This window comes from Citrobacter sedlakii (assembly GCF_018128425.1).
Lineage (GTDB): Bacteria > Pseudomonadota > Gammaproteobacteria > Enterobacterales > Enterobacteriaceae > Citrobacter_A > Citrobacter_A sedlakii.
Map to the genome: position 1 here is coordinate 3,303,349 of NZ_CP071070.1, position 14,190 is coordinate 3,317,538.

Here is a 14,190-nt window from a genome sequence, read left to right on the forward strand (position 1 = left end):
AAGGTCGGGTTGTGGTGACGGGAATTGTGTTATGGGTAAATCAGATCGCTATACTCAGCGAGTGTTATTGCTGTACCACCTTGTCCATCAGGTTGTTTGGCGGTAATTGTCCATTGTCCTGCGTCAAGTTCCTCTGAGGTGGCAATCACGTATCTTGATGGCGACTGCACATCGAAGCCGTCGTAAAAGTTGAGTGATATATCAGGAATTTCGGCTGTAAAACCAAAAGCAGTATCTGTTCTCGCAGATGCGGGATAACGCGCTGTTGTGGCGCCCATTGAGTCCGTAACCTGAACATACATCGCTCCTGAAAAGTTAATCCTTTCACTGGTTTCGAAGTTGTTACCGTTGCGAGAAACGATATATCCGGCCTGCTGATTGGTATCGTAGGTATCAGGAACCTGAACCATGTCACCGATATTCACCCACTCACCGTCTGCCATAGCCGTGATAGCCATAGTCATCCTGGAATAGATGAGTCGCTTACACTCTCTCAATGCTCGTTCATTAGCCTGAAACCTGTTCCTGATAGACATCATTTCGAACTTCTTTGCCTTTGTTGGCATACCTTCCACGATACTGTTGCCAACAATACGATACCGAACGAAGTCCTGTTTGTTGGTATCCGGGTTACGGAACTGAACTTCAACACCGTCGTATCCACCAGGTAGTGTCATATCGTATGACAAAGAATATCGGTCTGGTTTGGTGTTTGAACGGTTGAATATGGTTGCAGCAGAGGTTTTCTTGCTGTCTCTGGTAAATGAAAGTACCCCATTGTCGTCATAAACCACAACGCTTGCTGCATCACAGATGGTTTCCATTCTGCTACCGAGAGACACGTCCTCATCATCGAACGTGTAATCAAAATAACCGAGACGCGGGTCGATGGCGTCGATTTCGGCCTGTATCTGGTATAGCCCGTAAATATCAATGCTCGATTCAGGCTGTTCACCGACAATCAACCAGTTGTGGAGTGCGATGTCAGCGAAACGACGCGATGGTCGAATGGTGTAATCCACCTGACGTGTCGTCATGTTGTAACTGATGACGTGCCTTGTTATCAGTGCGTTATACTTCCTGTCACGGCTTCCTGTGGCATTTTCCGTTGCGCGGACACGAATCATCACAAGTGTATCATCAGGATGGACAACATTATTCCTGATGTTTACCGCGTGGATTTCTTCAAGTTGAAGTTTGCTGTCATTAGTGCTGTTATCAACTCGCCTTATAGATACAGCATATCGACCATAACCAGCCACAGGTGTGATTTTGAATGTTCTGTAATAAGTCCTTGAGACTCCCTTTGAACCAGCACTAAGTTGATAGGTGAGCGTTTGCTCCGTTCCGGGTATTTGTTGATTATCTTCATCAACTTGCCATAAACTCACCTCAAACGTAGCAACTTGCGAACCTACAAAACCTCCCTGAACATGGGCCCATAACTGGCTGGAAGGAATTGGAGAAATGAATGGCCCTACGATAAGATAGCCATTGTCGTTTAGGACGAATTTTGTAGTATTAATTGTTGCACTTTCAACTGGTACCGATGTACCTGATAATCTGTTAAAAGTAAAAGTGTAATAGTACGTTGGGTTTACAATAGCACCGTCATTTGTTTCTTCAAAAGCAGAAAGGTTGGCAGTTATGGTTACATCTTCAGTTCTGGTTCCATCTGGAACAGGATATGTGACATTGATGGTAAAAGTCACGGGATGTGGCAGTATTAGGCCAGTGAAATAATCGAAATCTGCTTGCTTTACTATTTTTATCGCAATTTCACCGCCTGCATAAACCCCACTTATGACAGTGTTTGCACTTGCAGTTTCAACTGGAATCCCTTCATTTTCATTTGGGCCTGGCAATTCCTGACCATCAACGTCATCAAATTGGTAGCCCTCTGTTACTGACGGGATAACTTCTCCTGGCTGATAAATGATATATGAAGCGCCAGCCATTGAGCCCAGATTAGTTTCAGAAAACCTTACAGACGAAATATCATAAACGCCAAGCCCAAAGTTCATCATCTCCGTTACATACTTTATTCCTGAATTATCTTGCCCGCCAACTACGTATTCAAACATTGACTCCTGAACAAGATCCGGAAAAGAACGGATTTGACCAAAGTTATCAGGTTTGGCCTCTCCATTGCGGGCGATATTGGCTTGCCCCTTCAGACTATTATTTGAAGATGTTTTACTGTTTCCAGCGGCTGCGCTGGCGTTTGGTTTTGGCATCAACCCTGCCAGAACCTTCTGGGTGAACTTGATAGGGTTGAAGTGTTCGAGTGGATTAAGGATTGTACCGATAAGATCGCCACTCTTTGGCTGGTCAAAGATGATTACCCGGTCATTCTCCTGTAGTGGAAATGCAAGTTCATCATCTGGTCCAAGTTCATTTCCATTTACTCGAATGCGAATATCCCGGTGAAAACTCTCCTGCTCTAACCATTCCGAAAAAACGGTACCAGCGGTGACAATTGCCCGGTCTTTAGGAAGGCCAGGAACACGTTGGATTTCGATCACCGGCATAAGAATAGAACTCCACTTTGGTGAATAGTTTCTGAATAGTGCGTATTGCATCTGACCTGACGTGGCCGTTTTCACCGCGGCTATGTAGCGCTCTACCATCAATAATCAGACCGACATGGACTGGATTACTTCCTACCCACGCGACGAATATCCCGTCATCCATGAAAGAATCAGTACGACGCCAGAACACAACATCGCTGTCGTAACAGGTAAGGAAGTCTCTGCCGCTTTCGTAGTCAGGAGTCTGGTGTATCTCGATTCCGAGAACGTGCCGGTAGTACAAAACTACCAGCCCCCAACAATCCGCAGCATCGAAAGAGCATGCTCGGTTACACCACGGGATGCCGGTTACTCGTAAGAGAAAGTCGTCTTTAGACATTCTGAAGCCCCGGATATTCTTCTACGGTGTAGAGACGGCCGACATTACGGTTGAGGGGATTGATGCGCGTCAGACTGCATGTAACGTCCTTGTCATCCATAGAACAGTCAGACACATAGAGCGTCCATGTTTTAATGGCTGTGCTCATATCTGCGGAATCAAACACCTGGTAGGTTGCGGAGATCGGAGTTATGCGCGCGTGTGCCTTCCATAGTTTCAGCTTCTGCTTAAAGTCCTGCGCCAGTCGGCTGAACTTAACCGTGCTGTCGAGTACCGGTGTATTGCTCTGCTGACTTTCCGTCAGTTCCATCCGGCACGGCGTGAACACCTGACCGCCGAGCGTTTTTGGGAATATCTGGTTATTCACCAGACGCACATACCCGAACGTCTCGTTGTAGAAGGTTATGGTTTCATAAAGGATTCGGTTCGGTCTCTGGCTTTGAAATTCTCGCAATGTAGGCATTATGACAACCTCGGGAGACTTTCCGGATCGCGTCCGTCAGGATACCCGGTCACGATAATGTCCAGCCATGAAGCCCACGGCGGGGGCAGTTCAATGATGATGTCATCAAAGTCGTCATCTGAGTTAACCAGTTCACGCGCAATAACGTCACCACTCCATGTGAAGGTAGAACCCGTTTGTGACCACGACGGCCAGGCGATGAAGTGCAACTCCTGCACCTCAACACCTGTATCGCCCGTTCCGGTACCGACAGGCATCGTGAACCACTGATTGCAGTTGTCCAGGTAGTTCGGGCTGCGCAACCATTGCATGAAAGCCCTGTGCTGGTCACGCGTGAATATCCATGTGAGCGAGAACGAAGTTTTCAGGTCATCTGTCAACTTCTGGAATATCGGCGCTCCGACCGTTGGCTGGTCTGTGCGAAAACCAGTGTCGGTGGTCGGAGACTTTCCTTTTTGCGCCAGCGGTAGCCAGTCTGGATAAAGTATTGGCATTATTCCCTCGCTTTACGTGGTGCCTGATGGTTCTGCTGAATGGCCTGGCCAATGCGCCCACCCTGATTGATGTCAGCGACGATCATGTCAATGGTCACTCCGTTTCCATCCTGAGAAGCCTGAGCGTCTACCGTTGCGCCAGTATAATTTTGAATGTTTATGTAGACAGGAACAGACTCACCTCCTGAACCGGATGTCATCTGCTTATTGCTTATAACCCGACCATTATCACCCGGTATCATGTACTGCTTACCGGTACTGGCCCGGTAGATTTCAGGCATACCGCCCTCACCTACCTGATACATCGAACCAGCGGCAACAGGACCACCGTTTTTACGCTTACCTGCCAATCCTCCGGCCAGAGCCATCGCCGCGACAAGAGCCGCTATACCAATAGCTGCTGCACCACCGAAAGAACCGATTGATGCGACAGCTGCAGCAGGTGTCCAGACTGCCATCGTTGTAGTGGCAGCTGCAGTGCTTGCAGCAGTGGTTGTCGCTAAACCAGCAGTTTGCGCCGCAGTGGTCGTGGCAATTGCCGAGGTTTGTGCTGCAGCACCCATCGCAGCAGATTTAACCCAGTCAACACCCATCTGAACAAAGCCGTTGATCAGGCTATTCAGCGCATTGCTGGCGAGTGACTGCATTGCCTCTTGCGCTGACATGCTTCCTGTCAATATCCCGGTAAAAGCGTTTGAGGCATTACCAGCCAGTGATTCAAAACTTGCTGCCAGCATCTGATTACCGGTATTTTGATTTCTCCATATTTCCCACTGTGCAGCGATGCGTTGCTGCTCATACAGAGTGTCGGCCTCATTACGTAAGGCCAAAGCATTCTGGTGAGTAAGCAACCCCTGCTGCTCAAACTGAGCGATCAGTGCTAGCTTTTTGGCATTCTCGTTCGCAAGTTGCTGTACAGGGTCAATTCCACCAACCGCTTCCTGTTGCGGTGAGACTGCTTGCTGGGCGCGAATTTTCGACAGATTGGCTTGATGAGTTGCCTCAAGCCTTTCCTGAGTCTGGTTGAATTGCTCCTGGCTGATTTTCTTAGCTGAAAGAGCTGTATTCAGATCCTGAACGTCCTGCTTGTAACGAGCATTCTCAGCGTTTTCTGGAAGCAGTTTTTCAGCAGCGGCCTGCGCTTTTATGGCGTTGGCGGTATCCCATTTAGCCGCGGCATACTGTCTCGCCTCCGCGATTTGCGCTTGAGTAGCCCCCTTCCCAAGTGACTGCTCGGCATTAAGCATGGCCTGCTCTCTGCTCAGTTCATTGGTAGAACCGGCGGCAAGTTCTGCCTGCTGTTTCAGGTTTGCCAGTTTCTGAGCAATAGTATCGGCCTGAGAAGCTCCTTTCTTCTGAGTTGACTGGAGAGTTTTCTGTGCCTGCGTATTTTTGTACGTGGCTGCAGCGTCATCTTCCATCTGCTTAGCGTGCGGATCGTCCTTCGCAAAACCGGCATCTTCGGCAGCATATTGCGCCTGCAACCGCGCGCGGGCCTCTCCCTGCAGTTTTGACAGGGCAAGGTTTCGCTCAGACTGCTTGATGAGGTTCTTCTGCCCAGCGGTAAGGTTGTCGACCTCTTTTTTCATTCCTGAGAGGTTGATCTGCGCCTCGCCAGCCACTCGCACCAGCTCGGTGAGAGGCCCAAGGAAAGTCCTTATTGCATCAGCTCCAGACTTTGTCGAACTTTCAGTACTCTGGAGTTCAAGAACCAGTCGTTGCAGAGCTTCTGGGGTTGGGTTGTTCGCTACATCTGATAGTTGCTTGCTTAACTCGAAGGCGCGCTGCTCAGATACGCCAAACTTATCCGCAAGCGTGGTTACGGTGTTCTGGATCGCGTTAGCATTAACCGTGAACTTCGCCCCTGCGTTCCTAGCCTGCTCCATGGCTTCCGAGTATGTGTCAGCTGTTGCCCCGACGGTAGAAAGGTTTTTGTTGAATTCATCGATGGACGCAATGCCACCAACGAAAGAAGTCTTCAGTTTGTCGGTGAATCCAACGATAGAATTGGAAGCATCGTTGATAGATTTTGGAATCTTCGCTATTGCAGCGTTGTACTCAATCATTGCCTGATTTCTCAGGATGGTTGCTGCTTCTGCATTTACTCTTGCCAGATTAGCGTATTTATCAGATAAGGCTGCTACCCCGTTCTGAGAGACGGTAATGACCTTGTCCATCGCTTCAGCTGCGTCTTTCAGCGCGTCAATAGCATTCTTGCCTCCGTTAAGCGAAGTTATCAGCACGCCTGCTATAACGGAACTAAGCGCAATCACAGCCCCAACTACAGCACCGCCAGGACCGAATGCGCCAGCAAGCTGCGACCCCTGCTGTGAAAACGCAACCAAGGCATTTTGTCCGCCTTGAACCTGAACGATGAAATCCTGAACCTGATACCCAGCCTGCTGCATGCTGGACTTCCAGCCTTTGTTGCTACCCATCGAAGTATCAGCAGCACCTTTCATGTCAAAGAGTCGACCGGTCAACTCTCCAATCTTCTGCTTCTCTTCGTCAGTCGCTTTCGACCCGGCACGTAACTGGGCAGCAAGAACAGCAGCACTGCGAGCGCCATTCTCTTGCGCCTCATCCAGAACGGCCAACTGGTTACCCAGAGCCTCAATAATTGATTCTGCGCGACTGAATTCGCTACTGGCTCCGCCTGTTCCGCTGCGAGCCTCTTCCATAGCACGGGCTATGCCGCTAACGTTGGTATTCAGCTTGCGCAGTTGGTTATCCATTGAGTTTGCATAACCAGCTAGTTCAGTAAACGCGGATCCGGTTTGTGAAGTGCTCTGATCGAGGTTATCCATTCCCTTTCCGGATTGCTTGGCTGCAGCATCCAGTTTATCCAGAGCATCAATGGCCTGTTTCCCACCCTGCAGCAGCGGCTCAACGTCGGCGCTGATTTCATAAACGATGCTACCGGCGTTCTTCTCACCTGCCATGTCATTCTCCGGTTATTTCTTTGCTTTTGCCCTTCGTGCGGCCTGCTTAGCAAGGTACTCGTCAGCGATGCTATCGTACTCTTCGCGAGTGAAGCCTTTCTGGTCCGGGTATTTCGCCGCCAGCAGCATCTGGAATTCGGTCATCGTTAACTGAGAGGCTTCTGCTCGGTTCATTTCAAAGTGACTGCGCGCAGCGCTGATGTAGTCGAAGGCTTTGAATTCGTTCGTTCTCGCGCCTGTTTCGTGGCGCTGCAACTGCCGCACCCTGGCTTTGCCGACAACGCCGTGCTGCATTAGATGCTGCGCCAGCACTATGATATCGTTCTTCGGCATCTGACCAGGTCGGTAGACGACACAATGACGCCACCCTTTCCATTCGCCAATCATCGGGGTCAGATCATCATCACAGCACGCTTGCATAACTAGCATGCATGTTGATAACAACTTCTCTGCAGCTCGATTGAATGAAGGTGATAACCATTCAGGAAATCGCCCAAGCATGCCTGCGCATACCTCAATAAGATGAGCAACTTCATTGCCGTGGATGATAGCGTACGCCTGCACAATCTCTTCCGGAGTACCAATCCTCGCCATGGCCTCGAATGAAGGCCGGAGCAGGTAGTCTTTCCCTCCTTCTCGGCTATCACTGATTGAGAGTTCGCCAATATCTGTTAAAGCGTTCATAGGCATTCCAGTAAACGGTCATTGTCAAGGGCAGCACGCCGCCCTTTGGAATGTCCGTTAGGTAACGGTAACTGTATGCACGGCCACAAAGTTTCCGTCTTCGGTGTTGATGATGATCTGCGCGCTGCCGGTAGCTACTCTGTTCACCGTAACTGTGGTTCCTGAGGCTGTTGCCGTTGCCTTTGTCGCATCGGTAGTCGCTACAGTGAAGTCTTTGTTGGTTGCGCCGGTTGGTGCGATGTTCACCGTGAATGTGCTGGTACCGCCAGCCGCTCCAGTGCTGGTAGTAGGGGTAACCGTCACACCAGTCACCGCCACCGCTGTCACTTCGTTAACTTCGATGGTGCTGGCATCGCCCACTTTGAACTCGGTAGAGAACGTGACGATATCGTTGGTACCGCCGTCAGAACTCAGCGCTGTGATGTTCATGTAGCCGATAAATTCCACCGGGCCGTAGTCCATACGCACCCAGATCCCAGGCTGGCGCTTAGCCTTCAGTTCGTCAGCGAAATACTTGATGAACTTGCCGACGCCGTACTGATCCAGCTTGTCCTTTTTGCGGACCTCACCCTCGAAGCTCAGGGTAAAATCACTGTTGGTGATGATGGTTTCGACATAACCGCCGCCGTCATCCGCATCAGAGGTTACCGAGTTTGGGTTGAAATCGAAGCCTTTTGACGTACCGGCCGCCAGCGCCTTCCACTCAGCTTCGAGTGGTTTGACGTCCGGGCAGCCGTCACTCACTTCCAAAACAACAGCCCCACCAAACAGGCGTTCATTTGAGTTTTGGCAATTAGCCATTATTTAGTCCTCTTTTGGCATAAAAAAAGGCCGCCAATCGGCAGCCTGTTTAGGTCGGTGGGCCTTATCGCCCGTGGTTTTCATGAAAACCTAATTCTTTTTGCTTCTTTAGCCTTGCAGCATAAGCAAGCTCTGGAGTTTCGTGATATCCAAGATGGTATCTGATGCCATTGGCCCTTATCGCCGCCTGCCACAGATCTTTATCCTTTCTATACCAGACTCCAATGTAGCCAGATGTATTGTTTTCAGGACGGCTCTTATTCCTCTCATTTTCGAGCATGGATACGTTTCGCAGGTTCAATATCCTGTTATCCGTTTTAACTCCATTAATATGGTCTATTTCCGCCGATGGCCACTCGCCATAGAACAATGCCCATATGACTCTATGAGAAAGATACGATCTATCCTGAATTTTTAAACGCAGATAACCTCGGTTGCTTACAGTTCCCGCCGACCTCCCGCAGAAGTCGCGCATGAAATTCACATAACCGGCTTTGCTTTTGAACGTTTCCGCTGGACGTTCTTTCCATATCAACTCACCAGTATTTGGCTCATAGCTGAAAAGTTCACGGAGACGAGAAATAGGCAGGTCATCACGACCCTTATTCGCTTTCATAAAAACCTCACAGTAGGTTTCACAGATGAAGGTGCGCGGCAACAGAGTCTGTGTTCTCCGCTTTCGACTGGCCGGTCTAGCCGCGCATTGGAATTATATCACTCTCCATAGGTGCAGGCGAACTGGAGGCGAAAGACTATCCGACCTTCTGCCGTGAGCACCGGCGCAGGGATTGCGCCCATGTTCTGGATGTAGCCGACGCACTCGTCAGCCATGGGGTTGGACTGGACGTAATCGACGATGCGCTGTACGGCGTTTAGCGCGTCTTTGCGCTTATCTTTTGCGCCTACAACGTCGACAAGTACGTGATACTCAGATCCGAGGTCAGTCCGAATATTCGACCCGCCGTTAGGCCTGAACACCATGATCGCCTTCGACAAATCGCCCGGGTCGTCGTACATCAGCTGCTGCACCGTGAAGCCGGTCGTTAGCCCCGCGTCGCCGAACATGTTTCGCACGCGCTCGTGCATCATGGGTGTCATAGCGAAAGCTCCTTGCGCATCACCGCGTCAACGTTATCGCGCTCGTCATTCGCGCCCTTGGTCAGGAATTGCGGTTCACCATGCGGATCCCAGTAGTTGCCAGTTCCGGTGCCGCCGCCGAACTCTTTCGGTTTCTGCGGGCCGAACTCAGACCGGTTACTGGTCACTCCAAAGTGCGCGCGCGGCTGGCCTTTCAGCTTGCCTGACGCTTCGTGGACGTAAGCGGCATAGTTGGCTGAGTAGCCGATGCGCCCAGTAATGAACACGCCGCCTGCGTCGATTTCCCGAAACTGACTGTTAATCAGCGTGGAGGTGTCGATCGGGGTGTAATATGCCGCCCGGGTGCCGATAAGCATCATCGCCGACTGCAACGCGCGAATTACCTTACGGCCCTTAACGTCGTTGATGACATCGTTCAGGTGCTTCTTCGCCTGGCTGATGCCCTTCACTTTTATGCCCATGGCTACACTCCCGTAATTATCGCCCAGTCATCTTCCAGGCCGTCGAGAGTGTCGTTCCAGCGCGTCACGTGACGGACCTCATCAGCACCTGCTACGACCGGATCCTGCTCAGCGCTAACACCAATCAGGATGTAGTCGCCCTCATCAGCTAACGCATACGCAGTAAAGAAGGTGTTTTTTACGACAACCTCTTTACCAATGGAGCCGAGCTTTGCAGACAGGCCGCCGATGTAGTCGCACATGATGGTTTCTGGCGGTTCGTATGGGTCGACAGGATCGCCCCACTCGTCATTACCGCCCGCGCCCTTACGCCATATCGTGCACGGCTTGTTGTATGACCATGAAGCAGTAGACGACATCAGCCCTCCTTCCAGCGCAGCACCTTCGCGCCGGTCGCCCGGATGCGCGGGCAGTTGATGAACCACTCACCGTCCGATTTCACGTAGCCGGTAGTCTCCCGCCCGGTGTCGGTCATCACCCATACACGGGTAAACGAACGCGGCAGACCTTGCTTAACTGATTTGTACGTCATCAGCAGCCCCCGACCACCATGAACAGGCCCACGCTGTTACCGGCGCTGATAGGCAGTTCACCAGTGCAACCGCTGGTATCGAGCCGGGCCAAGGAGTCGCGCAACCAGGTAATGCTGTCATCACCGTACTCAAACGAGCGGGACGCACCAGACGGCGCACCCTGCGATTTGATGCGGCGCGCGCCGGACGACGTAGCCATAAGCGCGGCGGCGTACATCAGGATCAGCTTCGAGGTGCAGTCGTCATACCCTGCGCCATCGAGGCACGGGATAATCTTGTTCACCACGCAGAGGATCGGATCCAGCAGCGCGCCCGGGATGGAGTAACCCAATTCACCGAGGAACGCCTGCACGTCTGCCGCTGTGATTGGGTCAGCCATGGTTATTTCGCCTTTTTCGATTTAGCGGAGGTGTCAGCCTGCTCTGCGGTTTTATCGTCAGCGCTAGGCGTGGCAACTTCAAGCTCCTGCTCTTCAACTTCGCCCACCACCGATACGCGACCAGCGAAAGCCGGTGGAACGTCAATCGCAACGAACTCATGACCTACTGGCAGTTGCTGGAATACGCCGTTAATTGTTCCCCAGCAGCCAGTCTTCTCGACCTTTAACTTTTTCATGCTCTCTCCCGTAGAGAAGGGGCCGAAGCCCCTTAACCCTGTGCGTTGAACACTTTAGAGCGACCGTTGAAATCGCGCTTGATTTGAAGACCGACAGCACTCCAGACCAGAGTGTTGTAGTTGTCGAACGGATTCTGACGCGGGATCATGAAGGTACCCACTGGCGCGGCGATGCGCGTCTTGATGTACTGCGAATTGCGTACGTAGGCAATGAAGTGGTTACCGGTCAGCTTAAAGGTCTGGTTGAACGACTCGATGCGACCGTAGCGCAGAATGTATTCCAGCACCGTGCCTTCTTTGAAGCCGGCAGCATCTGAATATGGGCGGTTCAGGTTGCGCATAATGTCAGGCGATGCCCACATCTTAACCTTCTCCTGCACGTAGTTATCATCCAGAAGTTTGGCGAACGGGCCGGTGAAGAATGCCACTGATTCATCAGGAGTTGAGGTGGTCAGGTCAATATTCAGACCGGATGCACTCAGATCCACTTGGTTGGTGTTGGCGTGGTTGGTGATACCTGCGCCAACATAGCCTTTCACCTTCACTTTCGCATCGCCTGACAACATGTAGTCAGCCATGTCTTCACGGATAGCCGCAACGTGCGCTTCCTGATCGTCAGCCATCGCATCGAGGTTTTCCGACTGCATGCCGTTCCACTCACGCCATTCACGGCTGTAGCCGGTGTTGAAGATCGGGATTGGGTCACCAGCTTCGTCGTAGATGACTTTATCCAGTTCTTCCGGAACGTGGCCCGTCAGTGTGCGATGAACCTTACCAGCATCACTGGAAACGCGATACAGCGCCGCAGTTTTACCGATAGAGATCGGCGTACCGAGACCGAGCAGATCATCCAACAGGCCGTTGCCTTCGTCATTACGGAAGACTCGGGTGGTGATGTTGTCCACTTCACGCCAGTAGTCTTTGGAGATCAGCGCGGCCTGGTTAACTTCCAGCGCGCCGCCATACTGGGCGGAAATAGTGTTCTGGTTAATGTTGAAGGACTCACGCTGCATAAGCAGTTGATTCCATGCCTGCTTCACCTGGTTGTGCTCGGTGATCAGCTTTTTGTTGAATACGATCATGCTCATGCGGTTGCTTTCCCTGATTTGCGAACTTTCACGAGTTGAGCTTCAGCGCCAACGGTGATTTTTTCGCGTGAATAAAATAGGACCTGGTCGGTGGCTGGTGTGGTTGACTTGGCCAGCGTGCCGTCACCGGAAGAAACCAGTCCTTCATTTTCCAGCAGCACTTCCCCGGCTTTGACGCGCATGTGGTAGTCAACATCGTCTTCACACATGATCGCCGCGCCAGTATCACCAGCGGGAACCGCGTCTCGGATATCGCCGCCGCCGATATAGTTGTGCTGCATGGCAAGCGCCACACCAGGGCCGCCAGCAGTGGCGTGATAAATGAATTGCCCACTTGTATCAAGTTCAACAAGAGAGCCAGGGAGAATGGCGACTTTGCAGATCGCCTCAATTACCTGAGGGTCATTCTTACGGGCCGGGCCCGCGATTACGGTATGGAAACGAGGTGCGAGAGCCATTATTCAGGTGCCTCCATGTTAAGGATTTCACTCTGAGCGCCATTCCCCTGGAATGCAGGGTTCAGACCGGTGCTGGTCTGGCACTGTGAGTACAGGTCGTTCAGCGCGTCACCGGACAGGGAGTTAACCGCTGCTTCGGTCATGAACGAGAATTTCGCTTTAACCGCATCGCGCTTGGTCTTCAGTTCGCTTTCAGCGTTCGCCTGCAACTGAGTTTCCAGCTTGCTCAGCTTTTCGTTCAGCGGGGTGAGCGCCGCATTAACAGCCGCGGTGATCACATCAGAGTTAATCTGAGCCTGGTCAGGATCGCCGCCGCCTTCTTTCTTCTGCATCTGCTGGTTGTAGGCATCCCAGACCTGATCGTCGGTCAGCCCGTCGGTTTTAACGCCTGCGGCATTGAGCGCGGCGATCATCTTCTCTTTCATCGGGTTTGTTTCTCCGTTGGTTTTGACTTCGTACTCAGTTGGTTTGCGCACGACTTCTACTGGATCGCCGACAAGCGTTACGACCTTGTCAGAGATGAGGTACTTCTGGTCGAAGAGCTTCGGCTTGACGTTCTCGCCGTCCTCTTCGTAAACAAAATGGTCAGGCCAGACACTGACGACGTAGCGCCACTTTTTGTCGTCCTGCTTGATGGACATGCGCAGCGCCTGGTAGATGTCGTCGAATGACATCTCTGAAGCGTTGCTGATAAAGAACTTCACCTTGTTCCACCAGCCGTCTTTCATGCTGTTGGCGGCATCGACGAGGCTCGTCGTTTCAACATCAGCCTCTTGCCCGTCAGCGTTGACGAACATGCCAACACCTTCTTCAGGCGTCCCGGCTCCGGGCTCGTCGAGCAGGATCGCGATGTGGTCGAACTGCATGTTGTGAGCGACCCAGGAGTATTTCTTCTGCTTCGACTCACCTGCCTTCTGCTCTTTGTTCAGCAGCAGACCGGTGGAGACATGAATCGGATCGGCGTTATTGCCGGAAATCATGTCGTCCAGGCGCTGAATAAGGCGCTTACCGTCAGGCTTGGTATCTGCCACAGCCTTATTGACGTAAACGTCCATCACGACCTTATCGTTGGCCTTGCTGACGTTCTGAGCCCATGCCCCGGCGTAGTAATCGTTGACCGCCTGCGGGTCGTTGGCGCTGACGTATTTGCCGTTCACCATCGGGTGGCCTATCGGCATTAACTTGCGCTCCATCGTCTGGTAGCTGTTGTTAATCTCCTCCGCCGGGTACAGCCCGCCATTCATCACGATGTCATCGACGATCGGAACCGCACCACGAATGACGTAGTGTTCCTGGCCGTTGATGGTGGTCGTTGAGATGTTGGAGGCGTTGATGGCGAGGGATTTAACGTGGATGCTGGATAGCTTCACGTTGCGTCCTCATTGGTGGATTTCAGGCAATAAAAAAGGCCGCCGTGGCGACCTTGTTATTATTTTTTATAGCTTACTAGTTCGATACCATCCTTGGGGTATCGTTTCTTTAATTCGGAAATTAATGCTGATTCGGTGTCACCGTTAATCGTCAGAAAAGCTATGTGCGTTCGGTGCTTAGCTTTAGTGACTGGCTGCACTCTATCAAAGCGAATATCTTTAAATTTTGATTGCATGTCATTTTCCATTTAATTAAGGAGTCGTTAATTAATA

Annotated in this window: 18 protein-coding genes; all 18 read right to left on the reverse strand. The window is 51.5% G+C overall.

Annotation, left to right across the window (positions count from 1 at the left end; all coding sequences use genetic code 11):
* Positions 1 to 29: 29 nt before the first annotated feature.
* A complete protein-coding gene (locus tag JY391_RS15720; RefSeq protein ID WP_211934601.1) occupies positions 30 to 2,531 on the reverse strand; it encodes a host specificity factor TipJ family phage tail protein in 2,502 nt (833 codons plus the stop codon).
* Positions 2,491 to 2,910: an NlpC/P60 family protein gene (locus JY391_RS15725; protein WP_211934602.1), complete on the reverse strand. Its 420-nt coding sequence runs from the start codon at positions 2,908 to 2,910 to the stop codon at positions 2,491 to 2,493. The genes JY391_RS15720 and JY391_RS15725 overlap by 41 nt, the downstream gene beginning before the upstream one ends.
* Entirely contained in the window at positions 2,903 to 3,373 is a 471-nt protein-coding gene (locus JY391_RS15730; protein WP_046401571.1) for a hypothetical protein, read from the reverse strand. Before JY391_RS15730 ends, JY391_RS15725 begins: the two co-directional genes overlap by 8 nt.
* Positions 3,373 to 3,867 (reverse strand): hypothetical protein, encoded by a 495-nt coding sequence (locus JY391_RS15735; protein WP_211934603.1) that lies wholly within the window; start codon positions 3,865 to 3,867, stop codon positions 3,373 to 3,375. Before JY391_RS15735 ends, JY391_RS15730 begins: the two co-directional genes overlap by 1 nt.
* Positions 3,867 to 6,809: a coiled-coil domain-containing protein gene (locus JY391_RS15740; protein ID WP_211934604.1), complete on the reverse strand. Its 2,943-nt coding sequence runs from the start codon at positions 6,807 to 6,809 to the stop codon at positions 3,867 to 3,869. Before JY391_RS15740 ends, JY391_RS15735 begins: the two co-directional genes overlap by 1 nt.
* Before the next feature lie 12 nt (positions 6,810 to 6,821).
* On the reverse strand, positions 6,822 to 7,493 hold the full coding sequence (locus JY391_RS15745) for a DUF6246 family protein (protein WP_211934605.1): 672 nt from the start codon (positions 7,491 to 7,493) through the stop codon (positions 6,822 to 6,824).
* Between the two features lie 57 nt (positions 7,494 to 7,550).
* Positions 7,551 to 8,294, reverse strand: coding sequence for an Ig-like domain-containing protein (locus tag JY391_RS15750; RefSeq protein ID WP_211934606.1), 744 nt, complete (start codon positions 8,292 to 8,294; stop codon positions 7,551 to 7,553).
* 64 nt (positions 8,295 to 8,358) lie between these two features.
* Positions 8,359 to 8,910 carry an HNH endonuclease gene (locus JY391_RS15755; protein ID WP_211934607.1) on the reverse strand — a complete coding sequence of 184 codons (552 nt, stop codon included), beginning with the start codon at positions 8,908 to 8,910 and terminating at the stop codon, positions 8,359 to 8,361.
* A gap of 98 nt (positions 8,911 to 9,008) precedes the next feature.
* Positions 9,009 to 9,392, reverse strand: coding sequence for a phage tail termination protein (locus tag JY391_RS15760; RefSeq protein WP_211934608.1), 384 nt, complete (start codon positions 9,390 to 9,392; stop codon positions 9,009 to 9,011).
* A complete protein-coding gene (locus JY391_RS15765) occupies positions 9,389 to 9,853 on the reverse strand; it encodes an HK97 gp10 family phage protein (protein ID WP_172425260.1) in 465 nt (154 codons plus the stop codon). Before JY391_RS15765 ends, JY391_RS15760 begins: the two co-directional genes overlap by 4 nt.
* Before the next feature lie 2 nt (positions 9,854 to 9,855).
* A complete protein-coding gene (locus JY391_RS15770) occupies positions 9,856 to 10,212 on the reverse strand; it encodes a hypothetical protein (RefSeq protein ID WP_032665488.1) in 357 nt (118 codons plus the stop codon).
* On the reverse strand, positions 10,212 to 10,385 hold the full coding sequence (locus tag JY391_RS15775) for a hypothetical protein (protein ID WP_032608741.1): 174 nt from the start codon (positions 10,383 to 10,385) through the stop codon (positions 10,212 to 10,214). Before JY391_RS15775 ends, JY391_RS15770 begins: the two co-directional genes overlap by 1 nt.
* A complete protein-coding gene (locus tag JY391_RS15780) occupies positions 10,385 to 10,765 on the reverse strand; it encodes a DUF7370 family protein (protein WP_062937876.1) in 381 nt (126 codons plus the stop codon). Before JY391_RS15780 ends, JY391_RS15775 begins: the two co-directional genes overlap by 1 nt.
* Before the next feature lie 2 nt (positions 10,766 to 10,767).
* Entirely contained in the window at positions 10,768 to 11,001 is a 234-nt protein-coding gene (locus tag JY391_RS15785; RefSeq protein WP_032668716.1) for a hypothetical protein, read from the reverse strand.
* 32 nt (positions 11,002 to 11,033) lie between these two features.
* The gene (locus JY391_RS15790; protein ID WP_104691472.1) at positions 11,034 to 12,089 is read right to left on the reverse strand and encodes a major capsid protein; all 1,056 of its coding nucleotides are present in this window, start codon (positions 12,087 to 12,089) and stop codon (positions 11,034 to 11,036) included.
* Entirely contained in the window at positions 12,086 to 12,547 is a 462-nt protein-coding gene (locus JY391_RS15795) for a hypothetical protein (protein WP_104691471.1), read from the reverse strand. Before JY391_RS15795 ends, JY391_RS15790 begins: the two co-directional genes overlap by 4 nt.
* Positions 12,547 to 13,917, reverse strand: coding sequence for a DUF2213 domain-containing protein (locus JY391_RS15800; protein ID WP_104691470.1), 1,371 nt, complete (start codon positions 13,915 to 13,917; stop codon positions 12,547 to 12,549). Before JY391_RS15800 ends, JY391_RS15795 begins: the two co-directional genes overlap by 1 nt.
* 59 nt (positions 13,918 to 13,976) lie before the next feature.
* Positions 13,977 to 14,153, reverse strand: coding sequence for a hypothetical protein (locus tag JY391_RS15805; protein ID WP_164558558.1), 177 nt, complete (start codon positions 14,151 to 14,153; stop codon positions 13,977 to 13,979).
* Positions 14,154 to 14,190 lie beyond the last annotated feature (37 nt).

Coding starts and splice junctions, on each gene's coding strand:
- JY391_RS15720 (WP_211934601.1), bottom strand. CDS start 2,531: ATGCCGGTGATCGAAATCCAACGTGTTCCTGGCCTTCCTAAAGACCGG.
- JY391_RS15725 (WP_211934602.1), bottom strand. CDS start 2,910: ATGTCTAAAGACGACTTTCTCTTACGAGTAACCGGCATCCCGTGGTGT.
- JY391_RS15730 (WP_046401571.1), bottom strand. CDS start 3,373: ATGCCTACATTGCGAGAATTTCAAAGCCAGAGACCGAACCGAATCCTT.
- JY391_RS15735 (WP_211934603.1), bottom strand. CDS start 3,867: ATGCCAATACTTTATCCAGACTGGCTACCGCTGGCGCAAAAAGGAAAG.
- JY391_RS15740 (WP_211934604.1), bottom strand. CDS start 6,809: ATGGCAGGTGAGAAGAACGCCGGTAGCATCGTTTATGAAATCAGCGCC.
- JY391_RS15745 (WP_211934605.1), bottom strand. CDS start 7,493: ATGAACGCTTTAACAGATATTGGCGAACTCTCAATCAGTGATAGCCGA.
- JY391_RS15750 (WP_211934606.1), bottom strand. CDS start 8,294: ATGGCTAATTGCCAAAACTCAAATGAACGCCTGTTTGGTGGGGCTGTT.
- JY391_RS15755 (WP_211934607.1), bottom strand. CDS start 8,910: ATGAAAGCGAATAAGGGTCGTGATGACCTGCCTATTTCTCGTCTCCGT.
- JY391_RS15760 (WP_211934608.1), bottom strand. CDS start 9,392: ATGACACCCATGATGCACGAGCGCGTGCGAAACATGTTCGGCGACGCG.
- JY391_RS15765 (WP_172425260.1), bottom strand. CDS start 9,853: ATGGGCATAAAAGTGAAGGGCATCAGCCAGGCGAAGAAGCACCTGAAC.
- JY391_RS15770 (WP_032665488.1), bottom strand. CDS start 10,212: ATGTCGTCTACTGCTTCATGGTCATACAACAAGCCGTGCACGATATGG.
- JY391_RS15775 (WP_032608741.1), bottom strand. CDS start 10,385: ATGACGTACAAATCAGTTAAGCAAGGTCTGCCGCGTTCGTTTACCCGT.
- JY391_RS15780 (WP_062937876.1), bottom strand. CDS start 10,765: ATGGCTGACCCAATCACAGCGGCAGACGTGCAGGCGTTCCTCGGTGAA.
- JY391_RS15785 (WP_032668716.1), bottom strand. CDS start 11,001: ATGAAAAAGTTAAAGGTCGAGAAGACTGGCTGCTGGGGAACAATTAAC.
- JY391_RS15790 (WP_104691472.1), bottom strand. CDS start 12,089: ATGAGCATGATCGTATTCAACAAAAAGCTGATCACCGAGCACAACCAG.
- JY391_RS15795 (WP_104691471.1), bottom strand. CDS start 12,547: ATGGCTCTCGCACCTCGTTTCCATACCGTAATCGCGGGCCCGGCCCGT.
- JY391_RS15805 (WP_164558558.1), bottom strand. CDS start 14,153: ATGCAATCAAAATTTAAAGATATTCGCTTTGATAGAGTGCAGCCAGTC.